This window comes from Amycolatopsis sp. VS8301801F10 (genome assembly GCF_046195355.1).
In the GTDB taxonomy this organism is placed as follows: domain Bacteria; phylum Actinomycetota; class Actinomycetes; order Mycobacteriales; family Pseudonocardiaceae; genus Amycolatopsis.
Genome location: NZ_CP176065.1, coordinates 206,587 through 221,063, shown reverse-complemented (window position 1 = coordinate 221,063; position 14,477 = coordinate 206,587). Strand labels below are relative to the sequence as shown.

Genomic DNA, 14,477 nt, shown 5'->3' with positions numbered 1-14,477 from the left:
CCCGCACTGCCCAACGCGCCGACGGTGCGTTCGAGTTCCGCGCCCGGATGGCACGATCAAACCGTGTCCCGTCATCCCAGCGCCAGCCCGAAAGTCCATCCGATAGTCGTGTTAGCGGCTGCCGGCGTGCTCGCGACCACGCTCGCGGCGTGCGCGTCCGACTCCGGCCAGGCCGCGCCCTCGCCGACGGTCGAATCGCACGCGCCGGTCGGCCCGGTGCCCGCCGGACTGGAGCGGTTCTACGGGCAGAGCATGACCTGGTCCGCCTGTGCACCCTACGCGACCTCGGACGACGCCCGGTCCGCCTTCAAGACCCAGGGCATCGAGTGCGCCCGCCTCACCGTTCCGTTGAACTATGACAAACCGGACGGGCAGACGATCGCCATCGGCGTGCTGCGGCACCGCGCGAGCGAGGCGGGCGGCAAAATCGGTTCGCTCGTGGTGAACCCGGGCGGACCGGGCGCTTCGGGCATGGTGGCCGCGGCGAGCCTGCTCGACCAGGTGTCGAAGTCCGATCTCGGCGACCGGTTCGATCTCGTCGGCTTCGACCCGCGGGGGATCGGCGCGAGCGAACCGCAGATCAAATGCCTGACCGGACCTGAGCGCGACGCCGACCGTGCCGACGACAGCGAGACCGACGGTTCTCCCGCGGGTGTCGCAAAGCAGGAAGCGGAACAGAAGGACTTCGCCGCGAAGTGCACACAGCGGACGAAGTACGGCGACGACATGCTCGCGCACGTCGGTACGCGCGACGTCGTGAAGGACATGGACGTGCTGCGAAGCGTCCTCGGCGACGAGAAGCTCACGTACCTCGGTTACTCGTACGGCACGCGCATCGGCTCCACGTACGCGGAGACCTTCCCGAAGAACGTGCGCGCGCTCGTTCTCGACGGCGCTGTCGACCCGACGCAGAGCCCAGAAGAGTCGCTCGTCGCGCAAGGCCAAGGCTTCGGCGGCGCGTTCAACGAGTTCGCGAAGTGGTGCGCGGCGCGTCAGGACTGCGCGCTCGGCCACAACCCGGCCGACGCGACGAAGCAGTTTCAAGACCTCACGCGCCGGCTGATCGACTTCCCGGTTCCGGTGGGCGACGGCCGCAAGCTCTCGTACGAGGACGCCACCACCGGTGCCATCCAGGCCCTCTACCAGCAGAATCTCTGGGAGTACCTGAACACCGGCCTCAACGAGCTGAAGCTGCAGCGCGGCACCACGCTCGAGAAGCTGGCCGACATCTACAACGAGCGCAATCCGGACGGCAGCTACGGCACGACGCAGGACGCCTTCACCGCGATCCGCTGCGTAGACGACCCGCGCGTCACCGATTCGAAGCAGATCCTCGAAGCCCAGGAGAAGTACGTAAAGGCCGCGCCGTTCCTCGATGACGGCCGCGAAGCCAGCTCCGCCCGCGACGCGTGCGCGTTCTGGCCGGTGCCGAACACGTCGAAGCCGCACGAGCCGAACGTCGAAGGCCTGCCGAAGACGCTGACGATCTCCACGACGAACGACCCCGCGACGCCGTACCAGGCGGGCGTGAACCTCGCGAAGGCGCTGAAGGGCTCGCTGCTCACCTTCGAGGGGACTCAGCACACGGTGTTCCTGCAGGGCAACGCGTGCGTCGACAAGGCGGGCACTGCTTACCTGATCGACGGGACGACGCCTCCGGACGGCACTCGCTGCAAGGCCAACTGAGGTTGGTGGCTCGCTTGGGCGAGCCACCAACCGGCGCTTGTCAAGGCTGCTGATCCGTCAGCAGCACCTCGTACATCACCGGGCTGTCGCGCTCCGTAGCCGGCGGCACCTGCAGCCACATCCGAGCGAAGCGGCGCGGCTCCGCGGCCGTCACCCAGACCTTCACGTTCACGTCAGCGCGGATCTGCGGTACCAGCTTCGCCGCGACCGCCTGGGGAACGGTTCCGCCGACGCGGTAGCCGTCGACGTGCTGGATCGTCTCGCGGATTTCGGTCTTCGGCTGCTGGAGCGAGTCGAGGAGACGGACCAGGCCGCCGTGCGGGCCGAGGAACCGGTCGACGGTGAAGGGCGTGGGGCCGTTCGTTTCGCGACCCTTCGTGTCCTTTGTGGTCGCGGTGTGCCCGGAGACGGTGAACGAGAACGACCGATCGGTGAATTCCGCGCTTCCGCTCGCCTGGCCGCCGTTCTTGAGGTTCGCGTTGCCGACGAGCTTCGTCATCGGCAGGCCGGGCAGGACCCCGTTGACGCCGACCGAGAAGTGCAGGCTCGAGACCTGGGCGAAGTTCGTCTTGGCGGCGGCGAGCAACCCGTCCGCCGCGGGCAAGGGGGGTGCCGCGGTGCAACCGCCGACCAGCCCGAGGAGCAGCAGCGCCGGCAGGACACGTCGGCTGAGCATGGCCGAAAGCCTACTCGGCTGGCCCGATCCTTTCGGATAGTGTCCTTCCGGCCACTGTCGACAACGCTTCCGGCACACCAGACTGACTGCTCGTGACCGTTGAGACTCGTCCCGCCCGCCGCCTGCACCGCGCCTGGTTCGTCGCGGCGGCCGCGTTCGTCGCCCTCCTCGCCGCCGCCGGCTTCCGAGCCGCGCCGGGTGTTCTGATCGATCCGTTGCACGAAGAGTTCGGCTGGTCCCGCGCCACGATCGGCTCCGCGGTCTCGGTCAACCTCGTCCTGTACGGCCTCTTCGCGCCCTTCGCCGCCGCGCTGATGGAGCGGTTCGGCATCCGCCGGGTCGCGGCTACCGCGCTGTGCGTCGTCGCTCTCGGCGCGGGCGGCACCGTCTTCATGAGCGCCAGCTGGCAGTTGATCCTCTGCTGGGGCGTGCTCGTCGGCCTCGGCACCGGCTCGATGGCGATGAGCTTCGCCGCGATGGTCGCGACGCGCTGGTTCGTCCGCCACCGCGGCGTCGTCACCGGCGTGCTGACCGCTGCCGGGGCGACCGGACAGCTGATCTTCCTGCCGTTGATCGCGTCGCTCGCGGTGGACGACGGCTGGCGGACGGCGTCGATGGTCATCGCCATCGCGGCTCTCGCGGTGGTCCCGGTCGTGCTGTTGGCCGTACGCGACCACCCCGCCGACATCGGCACTGTCGCGTACGGAGCGCCCGAAGGCACCGAAGTGGAGCGTCCGGCACCAAAGGTCGGCACTGTCCGCCGAGGACTGTCCGTGCTGTTCCAGGCCGCGCGCACCCGGACCTTCTGGTTACTCGCTGTCGGGTTCGCCATCTGCGGGGCGACCACGAACGGGTTGGTCAGCACGCACTTCGTCCCGGCCGCGCACGACCACGGCATGCCGCAAACGACCGCGGCCAGCCTGCTCGCGCTGGTCGGCGTCTTCGACGTGGTGGGAACGATCGCGTCGGGATGGCTCACCGACCGCGTCGACCCGCGGATCCTGCTCGGCGTTTATTACGCGTTGCGGGGAGTTTCGCTCGCCCTGTTGCCGCAGCTGTTCACGGATTCGGTCCAGCCGAGCATGTGGGCGTTCATCCTCTTCTACGGCCTCGACTGGGTCGCGACCGTCCCGCCGACGGTCGCGCTCTGCATCCGCGCCTTCGGCGAAGCCGGTCCGATCGTGTTCGGCTGGGTTTTCGCCTGCCACCAGCTGGGCGCGGCGTTCGCGGCGTCCGCCGCCGGCGCGGTGCGCGACCAGCTCGGCGATTACGCGGTCGCCTGGTACGTCGCCGCCGGGCTCGCGGTGATCGCCTCGGTCGCGTCGTTGTCGATCACCCGATCAGGGAAGACCCGGAAACCCCAGCTCGCGCAGGTGGCGTGACCTCGCCGCCGTGGTGGGTGACCCGTGAAACATGGCGTTAACACGTGCTGGTTAGGGTTCGGCCATGGATCGCCAGCAGGAATTCGTGCTCCGCACCTTGGAAGAGCGCGACATCCGTTTCGTTCGCCTGTGGTTCACCGACGTGCTGGGGTTCCTGAAGTCCGTTGCGGTCGCGCCCGCCGAACTGGAGGGCGCGTTCAGCGAGGGCATCGGGTTCGACGGCTCGGCCATCGAGGGCTTCGCGCGCGTCTACGAGTCGGACATGGTCGCCAAACCCGACCCGTCCACGTTCCAGGTGCTGCCGTGGGAGACCCCGGAGGGCGGCCCGTACTCCGCCCGGATGTTCTGCGACATCGCGATGCCCGACGGATCGCCGTCCTGGGCCGACCCGCGGCACGTGCTGCGCCGCCAGCTGTCGAAGGCCAGCGAAGCCGGGTTCACCTGCTACGTGCACCCGGAGATCGAGTTCTTCCTGCTCGCCAACCTGCCCGACGACGGCAGCGAACCCGAGCCCGCCGACAACGGCGGCTACTTCGACCAGGCCAGCCACGCCACGGCGACGCACTTCCGCCGGCACGCCATCGAGACCCTCGAGGCCATGGGCATCTCGGTCGAGTTCAGCCATCACGAGGGCGCGCCCGGGCAGCAGGAAATTGACCTTCGCTACGCCGACGCCCTGACCATGGCCGACAACGTGATGACGTTCCGTTACGTGGTCAAGGAGGTCGCGCTGACCCAGGGCGTGCGCGCGACCTTCATGCCGAAGCCGTTCACCGACCAGCCCGGGTCGGGCATGCACACCCACGTAAGCCTGTTCGAAGGCGACCGCAACGCGTTCTACGACGCGGAGGACCCGCACGAGCTGTCCGAGACCGGCAAGGCGTTCGTCGCCGGCGTCCTGCACCACGCCAAGGAAATCTCCGCCGTCACCAATCAGTGGGTCAATTCCTACAAACGGCTGATCAGCGGCAGCGAGGCGCCCACGACGGTGTCGTGGGGGAGGGCGAACCGGTCGGCGCTCGTGCGCGTGCCGATGTACTCGCCGGGCAAGGCGTCGTCGCGGCGCGTCGAAATCCGGACGCTCGACTCGGCGTGCAATCCGTACCTGGCCTACTCGGTGATACTGGCCGCGGGGCTGAAAGGCATCGAAAAGGGCTACGAGCTGCCGCCGCCGGCCGAGGACAACATCTGGCAGCTGTCGGACTCCGAGCGCCGCGCCGCCGGTTACTCGCAGTTGCCGCAGAACCTCGGCGAGGCGCTCGCCGAGATGGAGAAGTCGGAGCTGCTGCCGGAAGCGCTCGGCGAGCACGTTTACGACTTCTTCTTGCGCAACAAGCGGGTCGAGTGGGACAACTACCGGAGCGCGGTCACTCCGTACGAGCTCCGGACCCTGTTGCCGATGCTCTGACGCGGGCCCCGGGCCGTGCTCCGACGTTGGGGAGGCATCGGAACATGGGAAAAAGACTGCCCGCCGTACTCGCCGCACTGGTCGCGGCGGCGGGCTTGGCCACCGCGCCGCCGGCGGTCGCGATGGCGGCTGAACCCGAGATCGACGCCGCCGGGCTGCACTTCGACCTCGACCGCGCCGACATCCCGTCGCTGCAGCGCCGGATGGCGTCCGGGCAGCTCACCGCGACCCGGCTGACCAGCGCGTACCTCGCCCGGATCCGAGTGCTGGACCCGAAGGTCAACGCCGTCCTCGCGCTCAATCCGGCCGCGCTCGCGCAAGCCGCGGCCAGCGACGTCCGGCACCGCACCGGCCACACGCTCGGCCCGCTCGACGGGATCCCGGTGCTGGTCAAGGACAACGTCGACACCCGCGACCAGCAGACCACCGCCGGTTCGCGCGCGCTGCGGAGCCGCCCGGCCAAGGACGCCACGCTGATCACCCGGCTGCGCGAGGCCGGCGCGGTGATCCTCGGCAAGGCGAACCTGTCGGAATGGGCCAACTTCCGCGCCGCGAAGCCGACTTCCGGCTGGTCCGGGGTCGGCGGGCAGACCAACAACCCGTACGTCCTGGACCGCAACCCCTGCGGTTCGTCCGCCGGATCCGCGGCCGGCGTCGCCGCGTCGCTCGCGCAGGTCGCGATCGGCAGCGAGACCGACGGGTCGATCGTGTGCCCGGCCGGGATGACCGCGACCGTCGGGCACAAGCCGAGCCTTGGGCTCGTCAGCCGCACCGGTGTCGTGCCGATCTCCGCGGAACAGGACACGGCGGGACCCATCGCACGCAACGTCGTCGACACCGCGCTGACGCTCTCGGTGCTGCAGGGCCGCGACCCGTCCGACCCGGCCACCCTGCGCTACCCGTCGACCCAGCCCACCGATTACGCGAAACTCCTCCGCCCCGGCGTCCTGCGCGGCGCGCGAATCGGCCTGTGGCGGTTGCCGGTGCTCGGCCCGGACACGGACGCCGTGGTCAGCAAGGCGAAGGCTGCGCTGGAACGCGCCGGCGCGACGGTCGTCGAGGTCAGCCTGCCGTACCAGGACCGGCTCTCGGAGCTGGAGTTCCCGGCACTGCTGACCGAGTTCCACCGCGACATCGACGCCTACCTCGCCACGCGCCCGACCGGGCCGCGGAACCTGGCCGACCTCATCGCGTACAACCGCGCTGACCCGCTGGAACGCACCTGCTTCGCTGGTCAGGAGCTGTTCGAGCAGGCGCTCGCCGCGCCCGGCCCGCAGGATCCGACCTATCTGAAGAACCGGGCCGAGCTGACCGACCTCGCGCGCCGGTCGCTGGACGAGACCCTCGCGAAGCACGGCCTGGACGCCATCGCGTCGCCGACGAACCCGCCCGCCTGGAAGACGGACTGCAAGGTCGGGGACAACGACGTGATCCCGTCCTCGACGCCGGCCGCGGTGGCGGGGTATCCGGACGTCACCGTCCCGGCCGGTTCGGTCGGACCGCTGCCGGTCGGGATTTCGTTCATGGGCGGACAGTGGACGGACGGGAAGATGCTCGCGCTGGCCGCGGACTACCTGCGGGTCGCGCCGGTGCGGGTTCCTCCTCGGTATCTGCCCACGTTGCCTCGGTAAGCCGTTCGGGGTTGCCCGGAGTGGGTGAAGGTTTGTGGCCGCCGGTCAATGCACTGCATTGACCGGCGGTTTGCGTTACGGGCGAGCTGGCTCTTGCCGGAAGTTGCCGGGCAGCGCTCTGACCTGCTGAGTTGGGCTGGCTGCCCACTTCTGCGGCAGCGGGAGGTTCGTCCGATGGGGGAGACCTGGGTCACTTGGAGCCCTTCCGCGGCCCCTCCGCGCGCGGTCCGCGGGTCTCGAACCGGCCGGATCCGGCCGCTGGCAACGCTCTGACCAGGCGCGATGCCGTTAAGTGACCCCCCTGTTTTCGGGTGGTTGGAAGGCATGTAATCTTCTCTTCGTCGCCAGGAACACCGGGTCGGCGGGGCCGAAAGCCTCACCGACTAGGAGCCAGGGCCGAGCGGGTTGACACCGCGAAACGGACCAGGTAATGTTCAGCGTCGGCCCACGAGCGGCCGCCGACTCCCTACGACTAACCTCGTAGGTACCGGCATGCTCGACCAAAAGCTTGAAATAACGCATCGAGCTTGGCCTGGTTGATTCCGGGGCTGGTTCGGGGTGTGTTGCTTGAGAACTCAACAGTGTGCTAGTGAACTAAGCCAGTAGAGCTTATATGAAACCCCCTCGTCGGGGTTTCCTTTGAGAATATGATTGAGAGTAGTCTCGATCGAACTGTTCATTGTTGGAGAGTTTGATCCTGGCTCAGGACGAACGCTGGCGGCGTGCTTAACACATGCAAGTCGAACGCTGAACCGGTTTCGGCCGGGGATGAGTGGCGAACGGGTGAGTAACACGTGGGTAATCTGCCCTGTACTCTGGGATAAGCCTGGGAAACTGGGTCTAATACCGGATACGACCACTGGGGGCATCCTCAGTGGTGGAAAGTTCCGGCGGTATGGGATGAACCCGCGGCCTATCAGCTTGTTGGTGGGGTAATGGCCTACCAAGGCGACGACGGGTAGCCGGCCTGAGAGGGTGACCGGCCACACTGGGACTGAGACACGGCCCAGACTCCTACGGGAGGCAGCAGTGGGGAATATTGCACAATGGGCGCAAGCCTGATGCAGCGACGCCGCGTGAGGGATGACGGCCTTCGGGTTGTAAACCTCTTTCGCCAGGGACGAAGCGAGAGTGACGGTACCTGGATAAGAAGCACCGGCTAACTACGTGCCAGCAGCCGCGGTAATACGTAGGGTGCGAGCGTTGTCCGGAATTATTGGGCGTAAAGAGCTCGTAGGCGGTTTGTCGCGTCGGCCGTGAAATCTCCACGCTTAACGTGGAGCGTGCGGTCGATACGGGCAGACTTGAGTTCGGCAGGGGAGACTGGAATTCCTGGTGTAGCGGTGAAATGCGCAGATATCAGGAGGAACACCGGTGGCGAAGGCGGGTCTCTGGGCCGATACTGACGCTGAGGAGCGAAAGCGTGGGGAGCGAACAGGATTAGATACCCTGGTAGTCCACGCTGTAAACGTTGGGCGCTAGGTGTGGGCGACATTCCACGTTGTCCGTGCCGTAGCTAACGCATTAAGCGCCCCGCCTGGGGAGTACGGCCGCAAGGCTAAAACTCAAAGGAATTGACGGGGGCCCGCACAAGCGGCGGAGCATGTGGATTAATTCGATGCAACGCGAAGAACCTTACCTGGGCTTGACATGCGCCAGACATCCCCAGAGATGGGGCTTCCCTTGTGGTTGGTGTACAGGTGGTGCATGGCTGTCGTCAGCTCGTGTCGTGAGATGTTGGGTTAAGTCCCGCAACGAGCGCAACCCTTATCCTACGTTGCCAGCGCGTCATGGCGGGGACTCGTGGGAGACTGCCGGGGTCAACTCGGAGGAAGGTGGGGATGACGTCAAGTCATCATGCCCCTTATGTCCAGGGCTTCACACATGCTACAATGGCTGGTACAGAGGGCTGCGATACCGCGAGGTGGAGCGAATCCCTTAAAGCCGGTCTCAGTTCGGATCGCAGTCTGCAACTCGACTGCGTGAAGTCGGAGTCGCTAGTAATCGCAGATCAGCAACGCTGCGGTGAATACGTTCCCGGGCCTTGTACACACCGCCCGTCACGTCATGAAAGTCGGTAACACCCGAAGCCCATGGCCCAACCCGCAAGGGAGGGAGTGGTCGAAGGTGGGACTGGCGATTGGGACGAAGTCGTAACAAGGTAGCCGTACCGGAAGGTGCGGCTGGATCACCTCCTTTCTAAGGAGCACAACACATCCCGGTCCAGCGTGGCTGGGAGTGGGCTCGGTTTAACATCCGAATGCGGTGTTGCCGGGCTTGCTCAAGGAATTGTGGAACTACTGGTTTATGTGAACTCGTGGTGGCGCTGCCGCCGGTTAGTACTGATCGCTTGCGATCGTGGAATCCCGGGGTGTGGTGCCGGGCGGTGTTCATGTTTGCTGGCGCGCTGTTGGGTCCTGAGGCAACACACGTTGTTTCTGGTGTGGTGTTTGAGAACTGTAGAGTGGATGCGAGCATCTTTGTGGTCAAGTTGTTAAGGGCACATGGTGGATGTCTTGGCTTCAGGAGCCGATGAAGGACGTGGGAGGCTGCGATATGCCTCGGGGAGCTGTCAACCGAGCTGTGATCCGAGGATTTCCGAATGGGGAAACCCAGCACCAGTGATGTGGTGTTACCCGCCGGTGAATATATAGCCGGTGTGGAGGGAACGCGGGGAAGTGAAACATCTCAGTACCCGCAGGAAGAGAAAACAAAAGTGATTCCGTGAGTAGTGGCGAGCGAAAGCGGAAGAGGCTAAACCGTTTGCATGTCAAGCTGTCAGGCGTTGTGCAGGCGGTGTTGTGGGACCCACCTTGGAGAGACTGACATTTCTCCGGATGTACGCGATGGTTAGCGGAACGCCTTGGGACGGGCGGCCGGAGCGGGTGAGAGCCCCGTACGCGAAAGCTGTCGTCGTAGGTCTTGGTGGTGTTCCCGAGTAGCAGCGAGCTCGTGGAATTTGCTGTGAATCTGCCGGGACCACCCGGTAAGCCTAAATACTTCCTGGAGACCGATAGCGGACGAGTACCGTGAGGGAAAGATGAAAAGTACCCCGGGAGGGGAGTGAAAGAGTACCTGAAACCGTGTGCCTACAAGCCGTCAGAGCCTTCGGGTGATGGCGTGCCTTTTGAAGAATGAGCCTGCGAGTTAGTGCTGCGTGGCGAGGTTAACCCGGGTGGGGTAGCCGTAGCGAAAGCGAGTCTGAATAGGGCGAATGTAGTCGCGTGGTCTAGACCCGAAGCGGAGTGATCTACCCATGGCCAGGGTGAAGCGACGGTAAGACGTCGTGGAGGCCCGAACCCACTTAGGTTGAAAACTGAGGGGATGAGCTGTGGGTAGGGGTGAAAGGCCAATCAAACTCCGTGATAGCTGGTTCTCCCCGAAATGCATTTAGGTGCAGCGTCGCGTGTTTCTTGCCGGGGGTAGAGCTACTGGATGGTCTAGGGGCCTTACCGGGTTACCGAAATCAACCAAACTCCGAATACCGGTTAGTGAGAGCGCGGCAGTGAGACGGCGGGGGATAAGCTTCGTCGTCGAGAGGGAAACAGCCCAGAACACCAGCTAAGGCCCCTAAGTGTGTGCTCAGTGGGAAAGGATGTGGGATTGCCCAGACAACCAGGAGGTTGGCTTAGAAGCAGCCACCCTTGAAAGAGTGCGTAATAGCTCACTGGTCAAGTGGTCCTGCGCCGACAATGTAGCGGGGCTTAAGCACACCGCCGAAGCTGTGTCATTCACACAATACATCCGCGAGAGCTTTCGGGCTCTTGTGCAGTGGTGTGGATGGGTAGGGGAGCGTCCTGCATCCAGGGAAGCGGCCGCGGAAGCGAGTCGTGGAGGGTGCGGGAGTGAGAATGCAGGCATGAGTAGCGAATGCAGAGTGAGAAACTCTGCCGCCGGATGACCAAGGGTTCCTGGGCCAGGCTAATCCGCCCAGGGTAAGTCGGGACCTAAGGCGAGGCCGACAGGCGTAGTCGATGGACAACGGGTTGATATTCCCGTACCCGAGCATGTGCGCCCATGGCGAGGCGGTTGACACTAACCACCCGAAGCCGCGGACGATGTCTTCGGACGGAGTTCGTGTGTGGAGCGTGGGACCTGATTCCGTAGTAGTCAAGCGATGGGGTGACGCAGGAAGGTAGCTCCGCCAGGCGATGGTTGTCCTGGTGTAAGCGTGTAGGCCGTCATGTAGGCAAATCCGCATGGCATATAGGCTGAGACGTGATGCGTAGCCGTTTGAGGCGAAGTGGGTGATCCTATGCTGTCGAGAAAAGCCTCTAGTGAGTGCATGCACGGCCCGTACCCCAAACCAACACAGGTGGTCAGGTAGAGAATACCAAGGCGATCGGGTGAACTGTGGTTAAGGAACTCGGCAAAATGCCCCCGTAACTTCGGGAGAAGGGGGGCCAAGCGCTGTGATGCCCCTTGCGGGCGGAGCGGTGGTTGGCCGCAGAGACCAGCGGAAAGCGACTGTTTACTAAAAACACAGGTCCATGCGAAGTCGCAAGACGATGTATATGGACTGACGCCTGCCCGGTGCTGGAACGTTAAGAGGACCGGTTAACTCCTTCGGGGGTGAAGCTGAGAATTTAAGCGCCAGTAAACGGCGGTGGTAACTATAACCATCCTAAGGTAGCGAAATTCCTTGTCGGGTAAGTTCCGACCTGCACGAATGGCGTAACGACTTTCCGGCTGTCTCGACCACAGGCCCGGCGAAATTGCATTACGAGTAAAGATGCTCGTTACGCGCGGCAGGACGGAAAGACCCCGGGACCTTTACTATAGTTTGGTATTGGTTTTCGGTTCGGCTTGTGTAGGATAGGTGGGAGACTGTGAAGCGGTGACGCTAGTCATTGTGGAGTCGTTGTTGAAATACCACTCTGGTCGGATTGGGAATCTGAACCTCGGACCATGATCTGGTTCAGGGACAGTGCCTGATGGGTAGTTTAACTGGGGCGGTTGCCTCCTAAAGGGTAACGGAGGCGCCCAAAGGTTCCCTCAGCCTGGTTGGCAATCAGGTGTCGAGTGCAAGTGCACAAGGGAGCTTGACTGTGAGACAGACATGTCGAGCAGGGACGAAAGTCGGGACTAGTGATCCGGCACCTCCTGGTGGAAGGGGTGTCGCTCAACGGATAAAAGGTACCCCGGGGATAACAGGCTGATCTTGCCCAAGAGTCCATATCGACGGCATGGTTTGGCACCTCGATGTCGGCTCGTCGCATCCTGGGGCCGGAGTAGGTCCCAAGGGTTGGGCTGTTCGCCCATTAAAGCGGCACGCGAGCTGGGTTTAGAACGTCGTGAGACAGTTCGGTCCCTATCCGCCGCGCGCGCAGGATACTTGAGGAAGGCTGTCCCTAGTACGAGAGGACCGGGACGGACGGACCTCTGGTGTGCCAGTTGTCACGCCAGTGGCATGGCTGGTTGGCTATGTTCGGAAGGGATAACCGCTGAAGGCATCTAAGCGGGAAGCCTGTTCCAAGATGAGGTATCCCACCCCTTTGCGGGTTAAGGCCCCCAAGAGACGATTGGGTTGATAGGCCAGAAATGGAAGCACAGTAATGTGTTGTCGAGTTGACTGGTACTAATAGGCCGAGGACTTGCCTACGAAGATGTTGCGCATCCACTCTACGGTTCTGAAACACCACACCGGCCCCACCATGTGGGGGGTGTGTGTTGTTTCGGAGTGTTTCGGTGGTTTTAGCGTCAGGGAAACGCCCGGTCCCATTCCGAACCCGGAAGCTAAGCCTGACTGCGCCGATGGTACTGCAACCGAAGGGTTGTGGGAGAGTAGGACACCGCCGAACTTAACGTGACAGTCTGGGCCCCGGTCCGAGAACCCTCGCTGGTTCTCCCGGGGCCCAGACTCATTTCCCGGTCGGAAAAGGCCCGGACCCCCGCGTGGGTCCGGGCCCTTTGTCGTGTCCGGGTCACAGCGACAGCCCGCGGCCGCGCACCGGAGACGAGAACACCAGCGAGGTCGTCGTCTCGCCGTAGCGTTGGGCCTGTTCCACGAAGTGCTCCAGCTCCGCGGTCGTGCGGCAGTGCACACGGAGCAGCCAGCATTCGTCGCCGGTGACGTGGTCGGCGTCGGTGATTTCCGGCAGCGGCAGGATCGTCTCGCGGAAGCGCGGACCGTCCAGGCTGCGGACTCGGACCCGGACGATCGCCTGGATCGGGCGGCCCAGCTTCTCCGGATCCACGCGGGCCGCATAGCCGGTGATCACCCCGCGCTGTTCCAGCCGGCGTACCCGTTCCGTCACGGCGGGAGCGGACAGCGAGACCCGGCGGCCGAGCTCCGAGAACGTCAGGCGGCCGTCGGTCTGCAGCAGCTCCAACAGGTGCCGGTCGACATCGTCCAGGTCCATCGCGGCAACTCTCTCCAGGAACTCCAGGCCAACTGCCGTCCAGACCCGGGAAACCCTGGTGAGGACGGCGGAACACCTGGATCTTCCCCTGTCCGGAACCCGGACCGGAACGAGAGGATCAACACCGTGAAACCTCGCATCCTCTCCCTCCCCAGCGAAGCCTCCAGCGCCGTCGAGTACTTCGGGCGCGAACTCGCCTTCGAGGTCGACCCGGTCGACCTCGCCCTGGACCTCGCCGACGGGCGCACCGACGGATATGTCCTCGTCGAGACCCGCAGTCCGGGGGCGTACGCGGAAGCTCGCCTGCCGGGCGCGATCTGCTTGCCGTACCGGGAAATCACCGAGGAAAGCACCCGTGACCTCGACCGGAATCTCGTCTACGTCTGCTACTGCGAGAGCATCTACTGCAACGCCGCCACCCAGGGCGCATACCGGCTCGCGCGGCTCGGCTTCACGGTGAAACGGCTCTCCGGCGGCATCACGACCTGGCTCGCCCACGGCTACCCGACGGAGGCCGGATAGGCCGTACCCTGGACGCCGTGACTCGTCTGCTCATCATCCAGCCCGATGCCAGCGATCCCATCGGCCCGCTCGGGGAGTGGCTCACCGAGGCCGGCGCGGAACTCGACGTGCGGCTGCCGCCGGAGCAGGAGCTGCCGGCGAGTCTCGACGGGTACGACGGGGTGGTCTGTCTCGGCGGCGGCATGGGTGCGCTCGACGACGCCGAACACCCCTGGCTCGCCGACGTCCGCAAGCTTCTCGCCGCCGCGGCGGGCAACGCGGTGCCGACGCTCGCGATCTGTCTCGGCTCGCAGCTGCTCGCGGTCGCGATCGGCGGGCAGGTCGCGGAGGGCGGGTCCGGGCCCGAGGTCGGGCCGGGGCTCGTGTCCAAGAAGGACGCCGCGTGGGTCGATCCGCTCTTCGCGGACATGCCCTTCCTCCCGGATGTCCTGCAGTTCCACCGCGACGTCATCACCGTCCTGCCGCAGAGCGCCGAGCTGCTCGCGTCCACGCCGAAGTACCCGCACCAGGCCTACCGGATGAACCGGTGCGTCTACGGCGTCCAGTTCCACATCGAGACGACGCCGGACGTCGTCCGCGCCTGGGCCGAGGCGGAGCCGGAAATGGCAGAACTCACCCGTCCGGGCGCGCTGGAGGACGACACCTTGATCTCAGCGCACGCGGACATCGCCGAGACCTGGCGTCCGTTCGCGCGCCGGTTCGTCCAGTTGGCCGCCGGTCAGCTGGAGGCGGCTCCGGAAAGTCAACGCCAGTTGCCGCTGGCTTAACGGATGACGTCGGAATCACTTACGGCGAGTTAACGGTTCACCC

The 14,477-nt window shown here is 64.8% G+C and carries 8 protein-coding genes and 3 rRNA genes; 9 read left to right on the top strand and 2 right to left on the bottom strand.

Annotated elements, in window-relative coordinates:
• Window positions 1–108 precede the first annotated feature (108 nt).
• Window positions 109–1,686 (top strand): alpha/beta hydrolase, encoded by a 1,578-nt coding sequence (locus tag F9C11_RS01020; RefSeq protein WP_409183078.1) that lies wholly within the window; start codon window positions 109–111, stop codon window positions 1,684–1,686.
• 40 nt (window positions 1,687–1,726) lie between these two features.
• Here F9C11_RS01020 and F9C11_RS01015 read toward each other — a convergent pair whose 3' ends face one another.
• The gene (locus F9C11_RS01015; protein ID WP_409183077.1) at window positions 1,727–2,362 is read right to left on the bottom strand and encodes an LppX_LprAFG lipoprotein; all 636 of its coding nucleotides are present in this window, start codon (window positions 2,360–2,362) and stop codon (window positions 1,727–1,729) included.
• 92 nt (window positions 2,363–2,454) lie between these two features.
• On the opposite strand from F9C11_RS01015, the gene F9C11_RS01010 reads away from it, so the two are divergent.
• The 6 genes from F9C11_RS01010 to rrf all read left to right on the top strand — a co-directional run bounded on the left by F9C11_RS01010 (window position 2,455) and on the right by rrf (window position 12,584).
• Complete coding sequence (locus tag F9C11_RS01010; RefSeq protein ID WP_409183076.1) at window positions 2,455–3,744, top strand: MFS transporter; 1,290 nt, start codon at window positions 2,455–2,457, stop codon at window positions 3,742–3,744.
• Window positions 3,745–3,808: 64 nt separating this feature from the next.
• A complete protein-coding gene (glnA, locus tag F9C11_RS01005; RefSeq protein ID WP_009073159.1) occupies window positions 3,809–5,152 on the top strand; it encodes a type I glutamate--ammonia ligase in 1,344 nt (447 codons plus the stop codon).
• A gap of 44 nt (window positions 5,153–5,196) precedes the next feature.
• Window positions 5,197–6,783, top strand: coding sequence for an amidase (locus F9C11_RS01000; protein WP_409183075.1), 1,587 nt, complete (start codon window positions 5,197–5,199; stop codon window positions 6,781–6,783).
• A 679-nt stretch (window positions 6,784–7,462) separates the two neighbouring features.
• Window positions 7,463–8,982: ribosomal RNA gene (locus tag F9C11_RS00995) — 16S ribosomal RNA — on the top strand.
• A 285-nt stretch (window positions 8,983–9,267) separates the two neighbouring features.
• Window positions 9,268–12,385: ribosomal RNA gene (locus tag F9C11_RS00990) — 23S ribosomal RNA — on the top strand.
• 82 nt (window positions 12,386–12,467) lie between these two features.
• Window positions 12,468–12,584: ribosomal RNA gene (rrf, locus tag F9C11_RS00985) — 5S ribosomal RNA — on the top strand.
• The 16S, 23S and 5S rRNA genes sit together here, the layout of an rRNA operon.
• Window positions 12,585–12,707: 123 nt before the next feature.
• On the opposite strand, the gene F9C11_RS00980 is transcribed toward rrf, so the two are convergent.
• On the bottom strand, window positions 12,708–13,145 hold the full coding sequence (locus tag F9C11_RS00980) for an Lrp/AsnC family transcriptional regulator (RefSeq protein ID WP_409183074.1): 438 nt from the start codon (window positions 13,143–13,145) through the stop codon (window positions 12,708–12,710).
• A gap of 126 nt (window positions 13,146–13,271) precedes the next feature.
• Here F9C11_RS00980 and F9C11_RS00975 point away from each other — a divergent pair, with 126 nt between their 5' ends.
• Complete coding sequence (locus tag F9C11_RS00975; protein ID WP_409183073.1) at window positions 13,272–13,667, top strand: rhodanese-like domain-containing protein; 396 nt, start codon at window positions 13,272–13,274, stop codon at window positions 13,665–13,667.
• 17 nt (window positions 13,668–13,684) lie between these two features.
• On the top strand, window positions 13,685–14,434 hold the full coding sequence (locus F9C11_RS00970; protein ID WP_409183072.1) for a type 1 glutamine amidotransferase: 750 nt from the start codon (window positions 13,685–13,687) through the stop codon (window positions 14,432–14,434).
• Window positions 14,435–14,477 lie beyond the last annotated feature (43 nt).

Coding starts and splice junctions, on each gene's coding strand:
- F9C11_RS01015 (WP_409183077.1), bottom strand. CDS start 2,362: ATGCTCAGCCGACGTGTCCTGCCGGCGCTGCTGCTCCTCGGGCTGGTC.
- glnA (WP_009073159.1), top strand. CDS start 3,809: ATGGATCGCCAGCAGGAATTCGTGCTCCGCACCTTGGAAGAGCGCGAC.
- F9C11_RS01000 (WP_409183075.1), top strand. CDS start 5,197: ATGGGAAAAAGACTGCCCGCCGTACTCGCCGCACTGGTCGCGGCGGCG.
- F9C11_RS00980 (WP_409183074.1), bottom strand. CDS start 13,145: ATGGACCTGGACGATGTCGACCGGCACCTGTTGGAGCTGCTGCAGACC.